The organism is Nocardia sp. NPDC058480, from assembly GCF_042720495.1.
Lineage (GTDB): Bacteria > Actinomycetota > Actinomycetes > Mycobacteriales > Mycobacteriaceae > Nocardia.
This window is the reverse complement of sequence record NZ_JBHXMN010000003.1, coordinates 305,607-323,148: the sequence shown is the minus strand read 5'-3', so window position 1 is coordinate 323,148 and position 17,542 is coordinate 305,607. Positions and strand designations below refer to the sequence as shown.

General features: G+C 67.2%; 18 protein-coding genes. 4 read left to right on the top strand and 14 right to left on the bottom strand.

Features of this window, described 5'->3' with window-relative positions; translation table 11 throughout:
• Positions 1-34 precede the first annotated feature (34 nt).
• A complete protein-coding gene (locus ACFWO8_RS10315; protein ID WP_378947312.1) occupies positions 35-1,111 on the top strand; it encodes an ABC transporter ATP-binding protein in 1,077 nt (358 codons plus the stop codon).
• Between the two features lie 4 nt (positions 1,112-1,115).
• On the opposite strand, the gene ACFWO8_RS10310 is transcribed toward ACFWO8_RS10315, so the two are convergent.
• The 5 genes from ACFWO8_RS10310 to ACFWO8_RS10290 all read right to left on the bottom strand — a co-directional run bounded on the left by ACFWO8_RS10310 (position 1,116) and on the right by ACFWO8_RS10290 (position 6,560).
• Positions 1,116-2,309: a Fic family protein gene (locus tag ACFWO8_RS10310; RefSeq protein ID WP_378947309.1), complete on the bottom strand. Its 1,194-nt coding sequence runs from the start codon at positions 2,307-2,309 to the stop codon at positions 1,116-1,118.
• A 138-nt stretch (positions 2,310-2,447) separates the two neighbouring features.
• Positions 2,448-3,200, bottom strand: a complete 753-nt coding sequence (locus tag ACFWO8_RS10305; protein WP_378947306.1) for an MBL fold metallo-hydrolase — start codon at positions 3,198-3,200, stop codon at positions 2,448-2,450.
• Between the two features lie 71 nt (positions 3,201-3,271).
• Positions 3,272-5,287, bottom strand: coding sequence for a M13 family metallopeptidase (locus ACFWO8_RS10300; RefSeq protein WP_378947303.1), 2,016 nt, complete (start codon positions 5,285-5,287; stop codon positions 3,272-3,274).
• A gap of 42 nt (positions 5,288-5,329) precedes the next feature.
• A complete protein-coding gene (locus ACFWO8_RS10295; protein ID WP_378947299.1) occupies positions 5,330-5,695 on the bottom strand; it encodes a DUF397 domain-containing protein in 366 nt (121 codons plus the stop codon).
• 10 nt (positions 5,696-5,705) lie between these two features.
• The gene (locus tag ACFWO8_RS10290) at positions 5,706-6,560 is read right to left on the bottom strand and encodes a helix-turn-helix domain-containing protein (RefSeq protein ID WP_378947296.1); all 855 of its coding nucleotides are present in this window, start codon (positions 6,558-6,560) and stop codon (positions 5,706-5,708) included.
• Positions 6,561-6,781: 221 nt separating this feature from the next.
• Between ACFWO8_RS10290 and ACFWO8_RS10285 the strand changes: the two genes are divergently transcribed.
• The gene (locus ACFWO8_RS10285; protein ID WP_378947289.1) at positions 6,782-7,312 is read left to right on the top strand and encodes a hypothetical protein; all 531 of its coding nucleotides are present in this window, start codon (positions 6,782-6,784) and stop codon (positions 7,310-7,312) included.
• A 2-nt stretch (positions 7,313-7,314) separates the two neighbouring features.
• Here ACFWO8_RS10285 and ACFWO8_RS10280 read toward each other — a convergent pair whose 3' ends face one another.
• A complete protein-coding gene (locus ACFWO8_RS10280) occupies positions 7,315-8,034 on the bottom strand; it encodes a pirin family protein (RefSeq protein ID WP_378922077.1) in 720 nt (239 codons plus the stop codon).
• Positions 8,035-8,281: 247 nt separating this feature from the next.
• Between ACFWO8_RS10280 and ACFWO8_RS10275 the strand changes: the two genes are divergently transcribed.
• Positions 8,282-9,595, top strand: coding sequence for an MFS transporter (locus ACFWO8_RS10275; protein ID WP_378947286.1), 1,314 nt, complete (start codon positions 8,282-8,284; stop codon positions 9,593-9,595).
• Here the strand turns inward: ACFWO8_RS10275 and ACFWO8_RS10270 are convergent.
• Positions 9,564-9,797 (bottom strand): hypothetical protein, encoded by a 234-nt coding sequence (locus tag ACFWO8_RS10270; protein ID WP_378947281.1) that lies wholly within the window; start codon positions 9,795-9,797, stop codon positions 9,564-9,566. The two genes, ACFWO8_RS10275 and ACFWO8_RS10270, sit on opposite strands and share 32 nt — an antisense overlap.
• Before the next feature lie 127 nt (positions 9,798-9,924).
• Here ACFWO8_RS10270 and ACFWO8_RS10265 point away from each other — a divergent pair, with 127 nt between their 5' ends.
• Positions 9,925-11,445 carry a DUF4185 domain-containing protein gene (locus tag ACFWO8_RS10265; protein WP_378947278.1) on the top strand — a complete coding sequence of 507 codons (1,521 nt, stop codon included), beginning with the start codon at positions 9,925-9,927 and terminating at the stop codon, positions 11,443-11,445.
• Here the strand turns inward: ACFWO8_RS10265 and ACFWO8_RS10260 are convergent.
• The 7 genes from ACFWO8_RS10260 to ACFWO8_RS10230 form a co-directional block, all read right to left on the bottom strand.
• Positions 11,414-12,304, bottom strand: a complete 891-nt coding sequence (locus tag ACFWO8_RS10260) for a biotin-dependent carboxyltransferase family protein (RefSeq protein ID WP_378947275.1) — start codon at positions 12,302-12,304, stop codon at positions 11,414-11,416. The two genes, ACFWO8_RS10265 and ACFWO8_RS10260, sit on opposite strands and share 32 nt — an antisense overlap.
• A gap of 69 nt (positions 12,305-12,373) precedes the next feature.
• Entirely contained in the window at positions 12,374-13,048 is a 675-nt protein-coding gene (locus ACFWO8_RS10255) for an allophanate hydrolase subunit 1 (protein WP_378922046.1), read from the bottom strand.
• A gap of 15 nt (positions 13,049-13,063) precedes the next feature.
• A complete protein-coding gene (locus ACFWO8_RS10250) occupies positions 13,064-13,813 on the bottom strand; it encodes a LamB/YcsF family protein (protein ID WP_378947272.1) in 750 nt (249 codons plus the stop codon).
• Between the two features lie 99 nt (positions 13,814-13,912).
• On the bottom strand, positions 13,913-15,136 hold the full coding sequence (locus ACFWO8_RS10245; protein WP_378948190.1) for a sulfate/molybdate ABC transporter ATP-binding protein: 1,224 nt from the start codon (positions 15,134-15,136) through the stop codon (positions 13,913-13,915).
• A gap of 209 nt (positions 15,137-15,345) precedes the next feature.
• Positions 15,346-16,200: an ABC transporter permease gene (locus ACFWO8_RS10240; RefSeq protein ID WP_378947269.1), complete on the bottom strand. Its 855-nt coding sequence runs from the start codon at positions 16,198-16,200 to the stop codon at positions 15,346-15,348.
• A gap of 76 nt (positions 16,201-16,276) precedes the next feature.
• The gene (modA, locus tag ACFWO8_RS10235; RefSeq protein ID WP_378947265.1) at positions 16,277-17,029 is read right to left on the bottom strand and encodes a molybdate ABC transporter substrate-binding protein; all 753 of its coding nucleotides are present in this window, start codon (positions 17,027-17,029) and stop codon (positions 16,277-16,279) included.
• Positions 17,026-17,424, bottom strand: a complete 399-nt coding sequence (locus tag ACFWO8_RS10230; protein ID WP_378947261.1) for a molybdopterin-binding protein — start codon at positions 17,422-17,424, stop codon at positions 17,026-17,028. The genes modA and ACFWO8_RS10230 overlap by 4 nt, the downstream gene beginning before the upstream one ends.
• Between the last annotated feature and the right edge of the window lie 118 nt (positions 17,425-17,542).

Here is a 17,542-nt window from a genome sequence, read left to right as displayed (position 1 = left end):
GCCCGTTTCGCTTTCCCTCGTAGGAGAATTCGCCATGGCGACAGTGCAGTTCGACGGTGTGACCCATCGCTATCCCGGCGCCGACGCCCCCGCCGTCGACGCACTCGACATCGACATCGCCGATGGTGAATTCCTCGTGCTGGTCGGCCCTTCCGGCTGTGGCAAATCGACGAGCCTGCGCATGCTGGCCGGGCTGGAATCCGTCGAGGCGGGCACGATTCGGATCGGGGAGCGCGATGTCACCGACCTGCCGCCGCGCGCCCGCGACGTGGCGATGGTGTTCCAGAGCTACGCGCTGTATCCGAATATGACCGTCGCCGAGAACATGGGGTTCGCGCTGCGCAATGCGGGAATGTCCAAGTCCGACACCCTGGTTCGGGTGAAGGATGCCGCGGCGATGCTCGAACTCGAGCCGCTGCTCGACCGCAAACCGGCCAAGCTCTCCGGCGGCCAGCGTCAGCGCGTCGCCATGGGCCGCGCCATCGTGCGCCGCCCGCAGGTGTTCTGTATGGACGAGCCGCTGTCCAACCTGGACGCGAAGTTGCGGGTGAGTACCCGTTCCCAGATCGCCGCGTTGCAGCAGCGTCTCGGCACGACCACGGTCTACGTGACGCACGACCAGGTCGAGGCGATGACGATGGGTCACCGTGTCGCGGTGCTTCGCGAGGGCACCTTGCAGCAGATCGCGTCTCCGCGTGAGCTTTACGACAACCCGTTGAACACGTTCGTCGCCGGGTTCATCGGTTCGCCCGGCATGAATCTGCTCGAAGCGCCCGTGGTCGACGGCGAGGCTGTCCTCGACGGGCTGCGAATCCCCTTGCCCCGCATCATTTCCGGCGCTCGCGTAGTTCTCGGCATCCGACCCGAATCGTGGGAGGTCACTACCGATCCCGCCGGGATCACCGTCGTCGCCGAACTGCTGGAGGAACTGGGCGCCGAATCGTTCGTCTACACCCACGGCGCGGGCACCGACTGGTCCACCCGCTCCGGCAAGATCGTCGTCCGGGTGGACCGGCGCTTCCAGACCACCCTCGGCGAAACCCTGCACCTACGGCCGAAGCCCGAAGAGGTGTTCTTCTTCGATGCGGACACCGAACTGCGCTTGCGCTGAGCTATCAGGACACCGCCTCGGCGGAGCGGCGGCCGATGGCCGCACTGAGTGCGTCGAGTTCAGCGAGCACGTCGGTGGCCGCCCAGACGCGGTTTCGTTTGGACTCCGAGAGCACCTCGAGAATTCCAGCCTCGACGAGCCGGTCGAGGGCGCGATAAGTGGCGGACTCGGTGGTGCCGGTCAGGCTGTTTGCGATGTCGATGTTGAGAATCGGATAGTCGAGCAGGTGCATGATCAGCATTTCATCCGAGGACTTTGCCCGCGGCCTGGCGACATCACGCCAACGAGCAGGCAAGTCGGCCAACGAAAGTGCTGAGTCGGAGGCCGCCGCGCTCGAGTGCACCGCCGCCAGCGCGACGTACTCGACGAACTGGTCGACCTCGCCCGCGCGATACGCGGTCAGTTCTGCGAAATAGCGCCGGGTGTCGGCGAGCATGACCGAGGCGAGTGGGACCGTGACCCGGTCGGTCAGGCCGCGACGCCGAAGAATCGCACTGATCAGGGCACGGCCGATCCGGCCGTTGCCGTCGTCGAACGGGTGGATCGACTCGAACTGTGCGTGCGCGATCGCGGCCTGGGCGACGATCGGCAAGTCGCTGCGTGCGGCGAAGATCAGCAGGTCGTCCATCAGTTCGGCGACAAGCTCCGGCGGTGGTGGCACGTACAGCGCGTTGAGCGGGGTGTAGTCGCTGCCGCCGATCCAGTTCTGAACCTGCCGGAACCGGCCCGACTCGCGGGCCGCGTAGTAGTCCGGGCTCATGAGGAGGCGGTGAGCATTGAGCAGACCGGCCTTTGTGATCGGCCCCGCGCCTGCTGCATCGACCAAGGCGACCAAGGCCTGCACCGCCGCGAGCTGCGATTTTGCCTCGTCGCTCGCCTTCGCGCCGCCGACCGCCCGCCCGAACGCACGCCAGCCGGCGTCGATGTGCTCGATCTTTGATGACGCCACAGATTCACTGCGCAGCAGGAAATCCGCGAGCGGTGCCAGGTAGTGACCGTGCCCAGCTTCCAGCGTGGTGACGGCGATCAGCGCGGCCTCGTTTGCGCTGGCTACCTGGCCGCTCACGTGGTATTCGAGATCGGCGATGCGCGGTGGGATCGAGACGTCGACGTGCTCTAGCATTCGGTCGTCTCGGGAACCCTGTCGACGCTGCGGAGTCCACGTACGTTTTTCGACGCGATGCGGCGGCCATGTCATCTGCGGCCGCGACCAAAAAGTACAGCAACCATGCCCATACTATACTTTAGATACAACAAACGCGACTACGGTTCTCTCTTTTTACGTTTTAGGGCTTGAAGTACAGCAACCACTCGCTTACTGCATCTAGCCGCCAGCTCAACGCAGAAGGGTCGCGGCATGCTCGCGGGCCTGTGCGACTGCCTCGGCGATGCCTTCGGTGAAGGGGTCGCCGTGGCCGGGGAGAACCGGGTCCGCGGCGAGGGACTCTAGAACTTCGAGGGCTGCCAGGGTTTCCGGGGTCGAGTGGTTGAAGAAGTCGGGAAGTAGCTGGGGGCCTTGGATTTTCGAGGTGGGGTGGGCGGTAACCAGGGTGTCGCCGGTGGCCACCGCGCCTGCCGCTGGGAGATAGAAGGCGGAATGTCCCGAGGTGTGTCCCGGAGTCGGGATCGGCGTGGGGTGGCCGGGGAGATCCAGCGCGCCTTCAGTAGGGAAGGGCTGGATGTGGGGGACCGGATTTTTGCGGAGGCCGCCCGCGCGGGTGATGCGCAGAGCCCAGCCGCAGGTGGAGACGTCGGTGAGGCGTTTGATGACGTCGAGCGGCGTGGCCGACTCGTGGACCTCACCTTTGGCGTGGGCCACCTCGAGCCCGCTGGTGTAGGCGGGGATGCCGTACTTCGCCTGGAGGTGGTTGAGGGCGCCGACGTGGTCGAGGTGAGCGTGGGTCAGCAGGACCGCTCGGATGTCCTCGGGGCGGTGCCCGAGGGCCGCGATGGTGGCTTCGATCAGCCCCGCGTCGCCGTACCAACCCGCGTCGACCAGCGTCAGATCACGCCCTTCGCGGAGCAGGACCATGTTCACATCTGTGCCTGCGATGGTGAAGACATCGTCGGCTACCTGCTGATAACGCACTGATCGAACCCCTTCTCGAGCAACGGGTTCCGACCCTACCGGCGATCGGCTCGCCGGCAGGGACGAGCACGTCACCAGATCGTCACGCGCTCCGCGGGATCGAGGTACAGGGCGTCGGCGGGGGTCACGTCGAAAGCCTCATAGAAGCTGTCGATATTGCGGATCACCGCGTTGCAGCGGAACTCCGGCGGAGAGTGCGGGTCGACGGCGAGGCGGCGGATGGCCTCCTCGGTACGTGCCTTGGTGCGCCAGACCTGCGCCCAGCCGTAGAACACGCGCTGCAGGCCGGACAGTCCGTCGATGACCGGTGCTTGCCCGCCGTCGAGCGAGATCTTGTAGGCGGCGAGGGCGATCGAGAGGCCGCCGAGGTCGCCGATGTTCTCACCGATGGTGAACTCGCCGTTCACGGTGTGCTCGTCGTCCAGGTCGGCGGGGGAGAGCACGTTGTACTGGTCGATCAGCGCCTTGGTGCGCTTGCCGAACTCGGCGCGGTCCTCGTCGGTCCACCAGTCCTGCATGTTGCCGTCGCCGTCGTACTTCGCGCCCTGGTCGTCGAAGCCGTGGCCGATCTCGTGGCCGATCACCGCGCCGATCCCGCCGTAATTGGCGGCATCGTCGGCGTTCATGTCGAAGAACGGCGGGTGCAGAATCGCCGCGGGGAACACGATCTCGTTCATGCCGGGGTTGTAGTAGGCATTCACGGTCTGCGGGGTCATGAACCATTCGCCGCGATCTACCTCGCCACCCAGTTTGCCCAGGTCGCGATCGTGGTCGGCGGCGTGGCCACGGCGGTAGTTGCCGACGAGGTCTCCGGCGTCGATCTCGACCGCGGAGTAGTCACGCCACTTGTCGGGGTAGCCGATCTTGGGGGTGAACTTCTCCAGCTTGGTCAGCGCGGCGGCGCGGGTGTCGGGGCCCATCCACTCGAGGTCGGCGATATTGCGCCGGTAGGCCTCCTGGAGGTTGGCCACCAGTTCCACCATGCGGGCCTTGGCCTGCGGCGGGAAGTGCCGGGCCACATACAGTTTGCCGACCGCTTCGCCGAGCAGTTCCTGCACCAGTGACACACCGCGCTTCCAGCGCTCGCGGTTCTCCTCGGCGCCGGTGAGGGTGCGGCCGTAGAAGTCGAAATACTCCTCGACGATCTCGTCGGTGAGGAACCCGGCGCGCGCGTGCAGCACCTGCCACGCCGTCCACGTCCGCCAATCCGCTTGCGGTACTTCGGCCCACGCGGTGGCGAAGGCGCGCAGGTAGTCGGGCTGACGGACGACGAGCTCGGCGAACAGGTCCTCGCCGTCACGGTCGAGACCCGCGGCGACACCGTCTACCCAAGCCGCCCAGTCGAATTCCGGGTTCTCGGCGACCAGGTCGGCGAAAGTCGTGAGGTTGTAGCTCTTCTCGGCATCACGGCGCCGCACGACATCCCAATGGCCTGCGGCGAGTTTGCGTTCCAGTTCGAAGATGCGACGGGCGGCCTCGGCCGGGTCCGCGGGGAGCAGTCCATCCAGGGACGCGTCCCCGGCGGCGATGGTGAACATCTTGGTGATGTGGGCGATGTAGGCGTCGCGGATCCCCGCGAATTCCTCGGAGCGGTAGTAGGACTCGTCGGGCAGCCCGATGCCCGACTGGGTCGCGTGCACGAGGTAGCGGGTGGAGTTCTTGTCGTCGGTGTCGACGTAGTAGGCGAGCGCGCCACGCACTCCCGTGCGCTGCAAGCGGCCGAGCAGCGCGGCGAACGCGCTCGGGTCGGTCACCTCGGCGATCGCGCGCAGCTCATCGGCGATGGGGGTGAACCCGGCCGCCGCGACCACGTCGGTGGCCATGAAGCTCGAGAACAGATCCCCGATCTTGCGGGCATCGGCATCGTCGGCCGCACCGGACGCGCTGTCGGTGATGATCGCCTGCACATCGAGCTCGGCCTGGTCGTACAACGTGCGAAACGCACCGTCGACGGCCCGGTCGGCCGGGATCTCGTACCCGGCCAACCACTGCCCGTTGACATGCGTGAACAGATCGTCCTGCACCCGCACATCTTGATCGCGGAAGGACAGATCAATACCGGAGGGAGCACTCAGATCAGAAGTCACGCGGTCCAGTATGCCGAAACACCGGCGGCTGTCGACGTCATCTCACACGCAGGCGAACTCGTTGTCTCGGGCGCCGGCTACGAAGGCTTGCCATTCGGCGGCGGTGAAACGCAACTGCACGTCTTGGTGGCGGAGGGTGGTCGAGCCGTCGGGGGAGATGTCGGTGATGAGGTCGGGGTGGTGGTTTTCGGTCAGGAGGGAGTACAGGAAGGCTGTCCACACGGGGGCGTCGACGGTGATGATGGGCTCGGCCGAGCCGGTGTTCATCGGGTTGCGGCGGAATTTGCTGTCTCGTACCTGGACAACGTTTCCATCGAAACGAACCTCGACACATTGGTTGCCGTTATTGGAGCGTGACGAGGTGAACCAGCCGTGTTCGGCCGGGCGGCGGCGAGCGGTGGTGGACATACCCCGAATCTTACACGCTCACATACTCCCTGATCAGGGCGAGAGATTCGGTGCGGGAAAGGGATTGCTCGCGAGCACGCACGTAGGCGAAGCCGAGATCGCGGACCTGTTCAGCGTCGTCGACATGTCCACCGAACACCGCGCTCTCGGCCCAGGCGAAGGTTGGTAGCTGATCGCTTGCGAAGTCGAGCAGATGGAAGCTGGAACCGCCGAGCACGGCACCTTCGGGCGCGCTGAACGGGATGACGCGCACATCGACGGTGTCGAGCTCGCGCACCAGCGCGACCAGGTGCCGCAACTGCTCGCGCAGCACCTCGCCGCCGCCGGTTTGCTGACGGAGCGTGGCCTCGCCGAGCACCGCGGTGAGTTCGAGCGGATCGGGTTCACGCAGCCGTCGCTGACGGCGCAGCCGGATGGCGACTAATTGGTCTACTTGAACCGGCCGGATCATCACATCGGCGCTGATCAAGGCCCGCGCGTAAGCCTCGGTTTGCAACAATCCGGGCACTATCATGCTGTCGTAGCTGCGGATGCTCTGCGCGCCCGCCTCCATCCCGTACAGCCGCTGCAACTCGGGGCCGATCAGGGCCGAGGAGGCCGTCGCCCACCAGCCACGCTGCTTGCTCGCCTCGAGCAGGGCGAGCAGTTCGTGGCGTTCGTCGGGCGTGACATCGAGGACATCGAGAACCGGTTCGATGGTGGTGCGGGTGAGCACCCGCCTGCCCTTCTCGACGTGGGACCAGTTGGCGGGCGTGAACCCGACGCGGCGGGCGAAACCGGCCGAATCGAACCCGCGCTGCTCGCGGAGTTCACGCAAACGCAGGACGAGTTCCCACCGCGCGACGGTCGGCGAAACGGGAGCCATGGGCAAATATCGTACGCCGATCGACACGCCAGCTACTGACTATTGTCAGCATGGTTGTGCGGCTATAGGCTGTGCAGAACGGTCTTTTTCTCTCACGTCCTGCCGTTATGAAAAAGTTTCCCGCGCCACCGGGTCGTGATGCTTCAACTCTCACCGAGATTCGCCCGGATCGAGCGAACTCACAGCTACATCGAACCAGCGTCGACAGAGACGAGGTCGTGATGAGCACGTTGCGCACTGACGAGGACAAGGGCGGGTATACGGCGGCCGAGGAATACTCGGCCATCCAGGACGCTTTGGCGCGCTGTCGCCAGTACCGCAAGCACCATGGCCTCTACGGCGTCGTCGATGCGGCGCTGGGACGGATCGTGCTCGAGATCGGCGCGGTCGGCGCGGTGGTGATGCCATCCACGCTGGGCGAACGGGTCCGCGGGCTGCTCGTCACGCGCGGAATGCGCTGCGGGCCGATCATCGCCCATCCACGCTCCGGTCGCTGGACCTTCCTCACGGGGCCGGTCGACAACTCCTACCTCGACACCGTGCTGTTCGCCGAGCTGTTCCGGGTGTGCGCCTCGGTCGCCTTACCCGGCAGCGATATCGTGCTGCCGTCGCCGGCCGACGAGCGCAGCGGGTATCGCACCTGGATGCAGGCGCCCGACGGTGATTTCCGGCCGGATTTCGCGCAGATCGTCGCCGCTACCCGGTCCAATGCCAAGTCGGCGACCCTCTTGCGTCAGCCGGGTTCGGCCTGAGGTCACTGTCCGCCGAGACGCGCGTGCATCTCCCAGACGAGCACCTCGGCATCGCCGTGCGGACGGATCAGCTGGCCGCCGGAGCGGGTCAGCCGGACCGCGTCGCCCTGGGACAAGGTGCCGAGTCCCTCGACGTCGATCTCGCCGCGCGCGACGAAAACATGCAGGTAGGGCGCATCTGGGATAGTCACGCCGGGGCTGTCGGCCGTCATCCTGGCGACGTGCATGGCCGCGTGCGAGGAATTGATCGCGATGGCGGTGCGGTCGCGATAGCGGGGTAGGCCGGAGGCGACCGTCACCAGATCGCCGCGCGCTAGTTCGTCATCGATCTCTAGCTGCTGGTAGCCGGGGTCGACACCGGGCTCGTCGGGGACCACCCACATCTGCACGAAATGCACCGGCTCGTCATGGGACTTGCCGTCGAGGCGCCACGAATCGTTCTTCTCCGAGTGCTGGATGCCGGTGCCCGCGCTCATCCGCTGGGCCAGACCCGGATAGATGACACCGTTGTGGCCGAGCGAATCCTGATGCACGAGGCTGCCGCCGAGCACCCAGGTGACGATTTCCATGTCCCGATGCGGATGGGTGTCGAAGCCCTCGCCGGGCAGCACCACGTCCTCGTTGTTCACCAGCAGCAGCCCGTGATGGGTGTTGTCGGGATCGTAGTGCTCACCGAAGGAGAACGAATGCTTCGAGTCGAGCCACGGGATCCGCGTCTTCATCCGGTCGCCACCGCGGTGCAGTTCGATCCGCGGGGGTGTCGTCGATGTGGGCGTCACCGTTCAATTCTGGCACCAATAGTGAAGGTGTACAGCCCACGGGTGTGCGGCGGTTCGCCTCGGCGCCGGTGATGGTGTACTGCTCACGGGTATGAGTGCTCACCTGGACGGTTCTCCTTGGCACTATGGTCATGGCGTGTCGACTCATCCCTCTGACGGCTCGAATACGGCGGATGAGCAGCCGATCTCGATGAGACATCTGCTTCGCGACACCCGCGCGGTGATCCGCCGTAACCCGCGGATGCCGCGCTTGGCCCTGCTGCGGCTGGCCGCGCAGTTCGGTGACGGGATGTTCCAGGCTGCCCTGTCGGGCGCGATCCTGTTCAACCCGGAACGCGAGACCGATCCACTGGCCATCGCCGCCGGTTTCGCGGTGCTGCTGCTGCCGTATTCGATGCTCGGGCCGTACGCGGGCGCGCTGCTGGATCGGTGGGATCGGCGCAATGTGCTGTTGGTCGCGAGTGTGGCGCGGGCCGTCTTGATCGGCGTGGCCGCGATCGGATTGTTCGTGGGCGTGGGGGAGACGCCGCTGCTGGTGCTGGCCTTGGCGACGGTGGGGATCAGCAGGTTCGTCCTGGCCGGTGTGTCGGCGGCGCTGCCTCGGGTGCTCGAACAGCGCTGGCTGGTGCCGATGAATTCGGTGCTGGCGACGGTGGCCTCGGTGTGTGCCGGGATCGGCGCGGCGGCATCGGTGGCGGTGATCGCGCTGATCGGCGCGGGTGACGCGGCCTCGGCGGTGGCGGTGGCACTCAGCGGGATCGGCTCGCTGGTCGGTGCGGTGCTGGCACTCGGGTTCCGCCCGCAGGTGCTCGGGCCCGATCGCGGTTCGGCCGGGAGCGAGAGCACCGTGCACGCCATCGCGACCGGTCTGCGCACCGGCGCGCGGGCGGTGTGGCATTCGGTTCAGGTGACTACGGCGATGATCGGAATCGGCGCGCATCGGATCGTGTTCGGGATGAACACGCTGATCATGGTGCTGGTGCTGCGTCAGCCCACCGACGGCGCGCAGATGAGCGGCGGGTTGGTCGGCTTCGGGGTGGCGATCGGGTTCGCGGCGGCGGGCATGCTGGTGGCCGCGATCGGAACGCCGATCCTGATTCCCCGTCTCGGCAGGCCGCGCACCGTGCTGCTCGGCCTCACGACCGCGGTGATCGTGCAGCTCACGCTCGTGACACCGATCGCGCTGGCGACCGGCTCGGCGATCGACAACGCGCACCGGCTCCTGCTGATCGGCGCGTTCGGGCTCGGCCTCGCCGGTCAGACGATCAAGCTGACCGGCGACGCGAGCATGCAGATCGACATCGACGACGACCAGCGCGGACAGGTATTCGCCCTGCAGGACACGGTTTTCAACGTCTGTTTCGTGTTGGCGATCGCGGTGGCCGCGCTGGTGATTCCGGCCGACGGACGCTCCATCGCAGTGGTATTGGCCGGTGCCGGGGTCTACGCGCTCGGCATCGTGGCCATCGCGCTCAACTCCCGTCGAGCCAGGGTGGCCTGCTGAGGGTGCCCGCGGGTTCCTGCGCCAGGACCGTCCGATGGTCGACGGTGGCCAGCGGGATGTCGGGGAGGAAAGTGTCGTCGATGCCGGAGTCGTAGTCGATCCATAGGGCGTCGAAGGCGCTCGTGTCGGCCAATTCGTCGTGGCTCGACCAGTGGTGCACGACCGCGTCGCCGGTTCCGAAGACGTACTCGATTTCGTTCACATCTGTTTGGACGCACGGCAACAGCGATCGGTTCCGGTAAGTTCACACAGATCACAGGTGTTCCTCGCCGACACCGATTCCAGGGAGCCAGATGCGCGCAAGACCGGTATCGCACGGAACTGCCGTCATGGGTGTGGCGCTGTCTGCCATCCTCGCTGTGCCCGCGCAGGCGGGTCCGCTGCCGTGGCTGCCGCCGCCGGTAAACATGTGTGGGGAAACGGGATTCGACCCGGTCAACCGGCTGCCGGATCCCGCCGCGCCGCCCGCGCCGCCCGCCCCGGTCGTGCCGCCGAGCATCGATATCCCGGTCTGGGTGCCGGAGCTGACGCCGGTGCCGATTCCCGACCCGCCGCACGACAACACCCGCGTCGCGCAGGTTCCGCTGCCCTCGGATCCGTGCCGCAATCCGTGCCCGGAGGTGCGAGACACGCCGGAACCGGAACCGGAAAATACCCACGAGACAACGTCGACCGGTTCGGCGACCGGTTCAGGGACCGGTTCGGCCACCCCGTTGCCCCGGATCAGGATCAAACCGGAGATCGAGCCGATCCCGATCCCGGTACCCGGAGGCGAGGGCGAGCCGGCCCAGGAAGCGCCCGCGCCGCTGGTCCGGCCGATCGAGCGTGGCCCGCTGGCGGCGCCCGTCGTGCCCGCGAAGGTGGAATCCGTGCGGCTCGTCGAACAGGTCACCGGGCACGGCTCGGCCAACCGCACCGATATGCGCTGGCAGGTCGACGGCACCGACCTCGGGCTGTTCTGGGAAACCGAACCGGGCAAGGTCGCCATGGTTTTCGGCGACACCTTCGGCGAGGGCTGGGCCTACGGCGGCGCGGGCGCCGATACCGCCGACTGGCGGTCGAATGTGCTCGCCTACAGCACCGACACAGACCTGAGCGACGGGATCACCATCGACTCGATGGTGCAGGACAGCCCCTGCCATGCCGCCGAACTCCTCGGCAGCCGCAAGATCAAGAACTGGGAGACCACCACGATCCCGACCTCGGGGTTCGCGCTCGGGAAAAGGCAGTTCCTGAGCTACATGTCGGTGAACCACTGGTCGAAGATCCCCGGCATGTGGCTGACGAACTACGGCGGGCTCGCCTACTCCGACGACGGCGGCCAGACCTGGACCAAAGATCAGCATGCCCGCTGGGAGAACATGTTCGGGCTCGGGCAATTCCAGGTGGCCGCGATGGTGCCGCACGGGGATTACGTCTACATGTTCGGCACGCCCAACGGCCGGATCGGGATGATCGGGCTGGCCAGGGTGCGCAAGAACGACGTGCTCAACAAGACGGCCTACCAGTATTGGGTGGACGGCAGTTGGGCACCCGCGGCGCAGAACTCGGCGACACCGCTCGTGCACGGCACCGCCAGTGAGCTGTCGGTGCGGTTCGACGAGGAGAGCCAGCAGTGGCAGATGGTCTACCTCGATTCGATCGCGAGCCAGATCGTGTTGCGGACCGCGAGTCAGCCGCAGGGCGCGTGGACGTCGACGGTGCCGCTGGTGTCCACCGAGATGTATCCGAAGGGGTACGGCGGTTTCATCCATCCGTGGTCGACCGCGCAGGATCTGTACTTCACGATATCGGCGTGGGACAGCTACAACGTGTACCTCATGCACGCACGATTGAATCCGCCGCGCTGATCGCCGGAGCTGCCACGAACAGCAGTTTGTCGCCCGGACGAGCCTGCGCGACACGGTCGACATCGGCATCGAGGACGACGGCGATCACCGGGTAACCGCCGGTGATCGGGTGATCGGCCAGGAAAATGACCGGCTGACCGCTCGGTGGCACCTGCACCGATCCCAACGCCACGCCCTCCGAGGGCAATTCGCGCGTGACCGAACGCACCAGCGGCGGTCCGTCAGCGCGATCCAGGCGGGCGCCGACGCGGTCCGTATCGGCGGAAACGACCCAGGACCCGCGAAACAGCTGGTCCGGATCGGCGAACCAGTCGGCGCGTGGGCCCGGACACGCGCGGACCGTCAGAATTTCCGGCGGCTGCGGAACCGGCGCGAATTCCACGGTCGGCAAGGTGCGCGGCGGGGGACCGACGGGTAGGTACATGCCGACGAGCAATGGGTCCGGTCCGATGCCCGACAGCGTGTCGCGGCTGCGCGACCCCAGCACTTTGGCCACATCGATGCCGCCACGCACCGCCACATAACTGCGCAGACCGGTGCTCGCCAAGCCCAGTCGCAGCACCTGACCCTCGTCGAGTTCGAGCACGCTGGCATGGCCGACCGGGGTGCCGTCGACGGTGGCGGGAGCGGGGGCGCCGGTGACCGCGACGGTGAGGTGACCGTCGGCGCGCAGCGCCAGCCCCCCGAGTAGCACCTCGATGGCGGCGAATTCCTCCGGATTGCCGACCAGCCGGTTCGCCAGCCGTAGTGACCCGCGGTCGGCCGCGCCCGCCTGGCCGACGCCGGAGTCGAACCAGCCCTGTCTGCCCAGGTCCTGCACCGTCGCGAGCGGCCCCACCCGCTCTATCAAGATCAACATGCGATCTCTCCCCGATTGGTGAGTCGAGGCGGCGCACCGTTGAGCAGCCATTGATTTTCCCCGAAGCAGCTATTCCTCGGAAGCGACGAACCTGATCGCCGAACCCGCCCGCACCAGCGCGGGTGGATCGCGGTCCACCGCCCACATTCGCAGATCGGTGGTGCCGATCAATTGCCATCCGCCCGGTGTGCCGCGCGGATAGACCGCCGAATACCCGCCCGCGAGTGCCACCGCGCCCGCCGGGATCGCCGTGCGGGCACGAGTGCGCCGGGGCACCGTGAGCCTGCCGTCGGGCGAGGTTAGATAGCCGAAACCGGGCGCGAAACCGACGAACGCGCAGCGCCAGACGGTGCCGGTGTGCGCCGCGATCACCGCCGGGATCGACAGGTCGAGCAACCGGGCCACCTCGGGCAGATCCGCGCCGTCGTAGCGAACGGGAATCTCCACGACAGGCTCGGTATCAGGCACTGTTCCACGGGAAACATCCGGCGAATCCGCTTGCGGCGGCTCGTGATCCAGCCGGTCGAGCAGCGCGACGAGCTCGCGGCGGACCTGCACGCCGTAGCTCACCGAATGCATGGTGACCAGCACGGTTTCCGCCGCGGGCAGCACATCCTCGACACCGGCGATCGCGTGCACACGCAGCGCGGAGGCCAAGCGCTGCACCGGGCGCGGGTCGTCGAGGGTGATGAGCATGGCGCGGTCACCCGCGGGTCGGATCCGCGCGTTCCAATCGATGTCCATCCTGCCTCCCGCCCCTCAGCTGAACGGCTCCACCGGTATCCCGGCTTCGTCGAGCGCCCCCCGGATCCGGCGGGCCATCTCGACGGCCGCCGGAGAGTCGCCGTGGACGCACACGCTGGCCACGGACACGGCGACCGTACCGGGACCGTCTACGGTACGCGCGGTCCCTGACAGCGCAAGAGTTGTCGCCTGCGACACGGCGTCGTCGGGCGACAGCACCGCCCCGGCAACTCCGCGCGGGGCCAGCGAACCTGTTGCAGTGTAGGCCCGGTCGGCGAATCCCTCACCGATGAAACGCACTCGCTGCGCGGCACGTTCCAATTCGGTACCCGCCGGACCGAGCAGCGCCAGACCCGGTTCGGCCTCGGCCACAGCGGCGACAAGGGCCTCGGCGAGCAAACGATCGCAGGCCGCCGCGTGATAGAGCGCGCCGTGCGGTTTCACATAGCGCACCCGGTCGCCCGCCGCCCGCGCGAAGGCCGCGAGCGCGCCGATTTGATAGAGCACCTCGTCGCGCAGGTCGGCCGGGGAGATGGCGATATCGCGGCGGCCGAACCCGACCAGATCGCGATAGCCGACATGCGCGCCGATCCGCACACCCTTCGCCACCGCGAGTTCGCAGGTGCGGCGCATGATCGTCGGGTCGCCCGCGTGGAAGCCACACGCGATATTCGCGCTGGTCACGATATCGAGCATGGCGGCGTCGTCGCCCATCCGCCACGGGCCGAAGCCTTCGCCCAGATCACTGTTCAGGTCCAGCGGCATGCGACGCCCTCCGGTCTTCGCGGGTCACTCGCCGGGTAGGTACCCCGGTAATTCGAGCATGAACGCACAAATTCATACCGTTATCACCGGGGGCGTGGTTCAGCAGGCGTAGACGCGGACCTCGGTGGCCTTCACGGCGAAGAACACCTGCGCACCGATGGTGAGGCGGAGTTGGGCGACGGCCGCCGGGGTCAGATCGGCGCACAGGCCGGGTGCCTGCGGTGCGTCACCGCGGACCCGGACGATGCCGCCACGGTCGGTGATCTCCGCGATGTCGACGGTGAAGACATTGCGTGGGCTGCCGCCGGGCCGGGTGCGGAACACCGATACCGCGGCCGGTGAGAAGACCGCTGCCGCGCGGGAACCGGGGGCGAAATCGCCGACTACGCAGCCATCGACACCGAGGCCTTCGACGAGCACGGTCCCGAAGGTCGGGGCGCCGAAGTGGCCGGGGTGAGCCCGCGGCATCGAAGGTTCGCCGGCGCTGTGACGGCCCGCCGAACTCCGCTGATCCCAGGTCGGGGGTCCGGACTCCGGCCGGGCCTCGGCCGACGATGGAAGGAGCGCGGACTCGACGCCGGTACCGCGTAGGAGGTTGAGGCCGGCGATGCGGGCGGCGAAGGGGTTGCGTGGGTGCGACATCACCTCGGCGACCGGGCCGGAGTCGACGACGCGGCCCGCCTCCAGGACGACGAGGCGGTCGGCGAGGGTGATGGCGTCGATGATGTCGTGGGTGACCAGGACAGCGCAGCGGGGATGGTCGCGGCCGGGTTCGTCGCGCAGGACGCGGCGCAGCAGGGTGCGCATGGCCGGGGCTACGTCTACGTCGAGGGCCGACATGGGTTCGTCGAGGAGCAGCAGGTCCGGGTCGACGGCGAGGGCGCGGGCCAGGGCGACCCGCTGGGCTTGGCCGCCGGAGAGCGCGCCGGGGTGGCGGTCGGCGAGGTCGGTGGCGTCGACCGCTGTCAGCCAGTCTTCCGCGGCTTTTCGGGCAGTTCGGTTGTTCGCGCCTCGGCTACGTGGACCGAAGGCGACGTTGTCGCGCACGCTGAGATGGGGAAATAGGAGGGGATCCTGGGCGAGGAGGGAAACTCCGCGTCGATGTGGAGGTAGTGCGATACCTCTGGCGGTGTCGGTGAGGGTGCGATCGCCGAGCCGCACGTGTCCCTCGTCGGGGACGACCAGCCCGGCGATCACCTGCAGGAGGCTGGATTTGCCCGCGCCGTTGGGACCGAGCACGGCAAGGACCTCGCCTGGGGCGACGTCGATACGCATGTCGAGATCGCGGGCAGCGATCCGCGCGGATACTGATAGACCGATCAGACGGCTCGACGCCTCAACAGGCGAAGTCGCAGATACCGACAGGCCGGTCGAGTCACTCGACGCCTCGGCAGGCGCGGTCGCGGAATCCGACGCGCCTGTCGCCTCGCCCGGCGGATTGGCAGGTGCCCCCTGCGAACCCAGCGATTGGCCCATACCGCGCGGAACGTCGGCCGGTCCGGTCGCGGGGGCCTGCTCGCGAGAATCATCTGTCACTTCACGCCGCCGATCGCGCTCGGGGCACCACTGCGCAGCTGGGTGCCGGGGATCGGGCTGGTGCGACGGTAGGCGAGTAGAACTATCAGCACGGCGACGATGATGAGCACTACCGACAGGGCGACGGCCGCATCTGGATCGGCCTCGCGCTGGAGGTAGATCTCCAAAGGCAGTGTGCGGGTACGACCCTGGAGGCTGCCCGCGAAGGTGAGCGTGGCGCCGAATTCGCCGAGGGCGCGGGCGAAGGCGAGGACCGCGCCGGAGATCAAGGCCGGGCGAAGCAAGGGGAGGGTGATTCGCCACCAGACCGTGCTCGGCCCCGCACCGAGCGTCGCGGCGATCTGCTCGTAGCGACTACCCGCCGTCCGCAACGCCCCTTCGAGGGTGAGCACCAGAAAGGGCAGCGCCACAAAGGTTTGCGCCAGCACCACCGCGCTCGTACTGAACGCGATGTGAATTCCGGCGGCCTCCAGATGTTCGCCCAACAGTCCACGCCGACCAAAGGTGTAGAGCAGCGCGATACCACCGACAACCGGCGGCAACACCAAGGGCAGCAACACCAGCGCCCGCAACATCGGCAGTCCACGCCATCGAGCCCTCGCCAGCACCGCGGCCATCGGCACCCCGAACACCAGACACAACACCGTGCTCGCGGTCGCCGTCCGCAAGCTCAACCACAGTGCGTCCCTGGATGCTTCGGTACTCACCAGCTCGACGAATCGCCCCCACTCGACCCCCAAGGCCAACGCCGCGAGCGGAACCACCACCAGCCCGAACCCGATGACGGCGGGCACCAGCAACCACCGAGGCAGCCCAGCGGCACCGACCCCCGGACCACGAAGGAACTTCACGACACCAGCCAACCAGCACGAACAGAGCCGGTCCGCGCAACACGCGGGCCCGGTTCGCCTACGCCGCCGACGCCGATCACGGTGCGCCGAACCCCGCGTCGGCGAGGGCTGCTCGGCCGGTGGGCCCGGTGACCAACTCGGTGAACTTCCGCGCATTCGCGGCCTGTTTCGAATCAGCTACCACCGCAATCGGATACGAATTCACCGCAGCCGAGGACTCGGGCACCGGGACGGCGGTCACCTTCGGGCCCGCACCTGACGCATCGGTGACATAGACGAAGCCCGCGTCGGCTTGGCCGGAGGTCACCTTGGTGAGGACGTCGGCCACGGAGGACTCCTCGCTCACGGGGTGCAGCGTGGCGCCCGCGGCATCGGCGACCTTTTTCGTTGCCCGGCCGCACGGGACCTGGGGGGCGCAGACGACCAGGGTGGCGTCGGCGAGGTCGTTGATTCCGTTGATGCCCTTGGGGTTTCCCGGCGCGGTGACCAGTGTCAGGACATTGGTCGCGAAAGTCGCTGGTGCTGCGGTAATTCGGCCACTTTTGACGGCCTTGTCCATGGTCGGCTGGTCGGCCGACGCGAAAACATCAGCGGGAGCGCCAGCTTCGAGTTGCGCGGCCAGATCCGACGAGCCCGCGAACGAGAACTGCACGTCCACACCGGGATTGGCGGCTTCGAAGTCCTTCTCCAGCCCGGTGAAGACGCTCTTCAACGAGGCCGCGGCGAACACCGTCAGCGTGGATTCCCCGGTGGCACTGCCGTTCTCAGCACCACAACCGCTGGCCGTGAGCACCACCAGCACGGCACCGACCGCTACCCGGCGGATCATTCGGCGGCCTTCTCGACCACCACAGTCGTCGCCTTGACACTCGCCAACGCGACGCTGCCCGGCTCGAGCCCCAGCTCGCGTACCGATTCGCTGCTCATCAGCGAGACCACCGTGAAAGGACCACATTGCATCTGCACCTGTGCCATCACCGTGTCCGACACCACGCGGGTGACCAGACCGGGGAACCGATTACGTGCCGAGCTGGCACTACCCACCTGGGTGTGTGGCGTGCGCGCCTGCTCGACGGCGTGTTCGGCCAGCTCTCTGCCGTCGAGTACCAGGCGGCCCGCGGCATCCTTGGTCGCGGTCAGCGTGCCCGTGTCGATCCAGCGACGCACCGTGTCGTCGCTGACGCCGAGCAGATCGGCCGCTTCCTTGATTCGCAGTTTCGCCACGCGGTCAGGATATATCCGCAGATTCGGACATAACAAGAAAACAACTCCGCACTTTCGGAATCAGCCGGTCGTGATGTCCCATAATCGGGTCACACTTCGTGGCCACCGGAGATTCGGC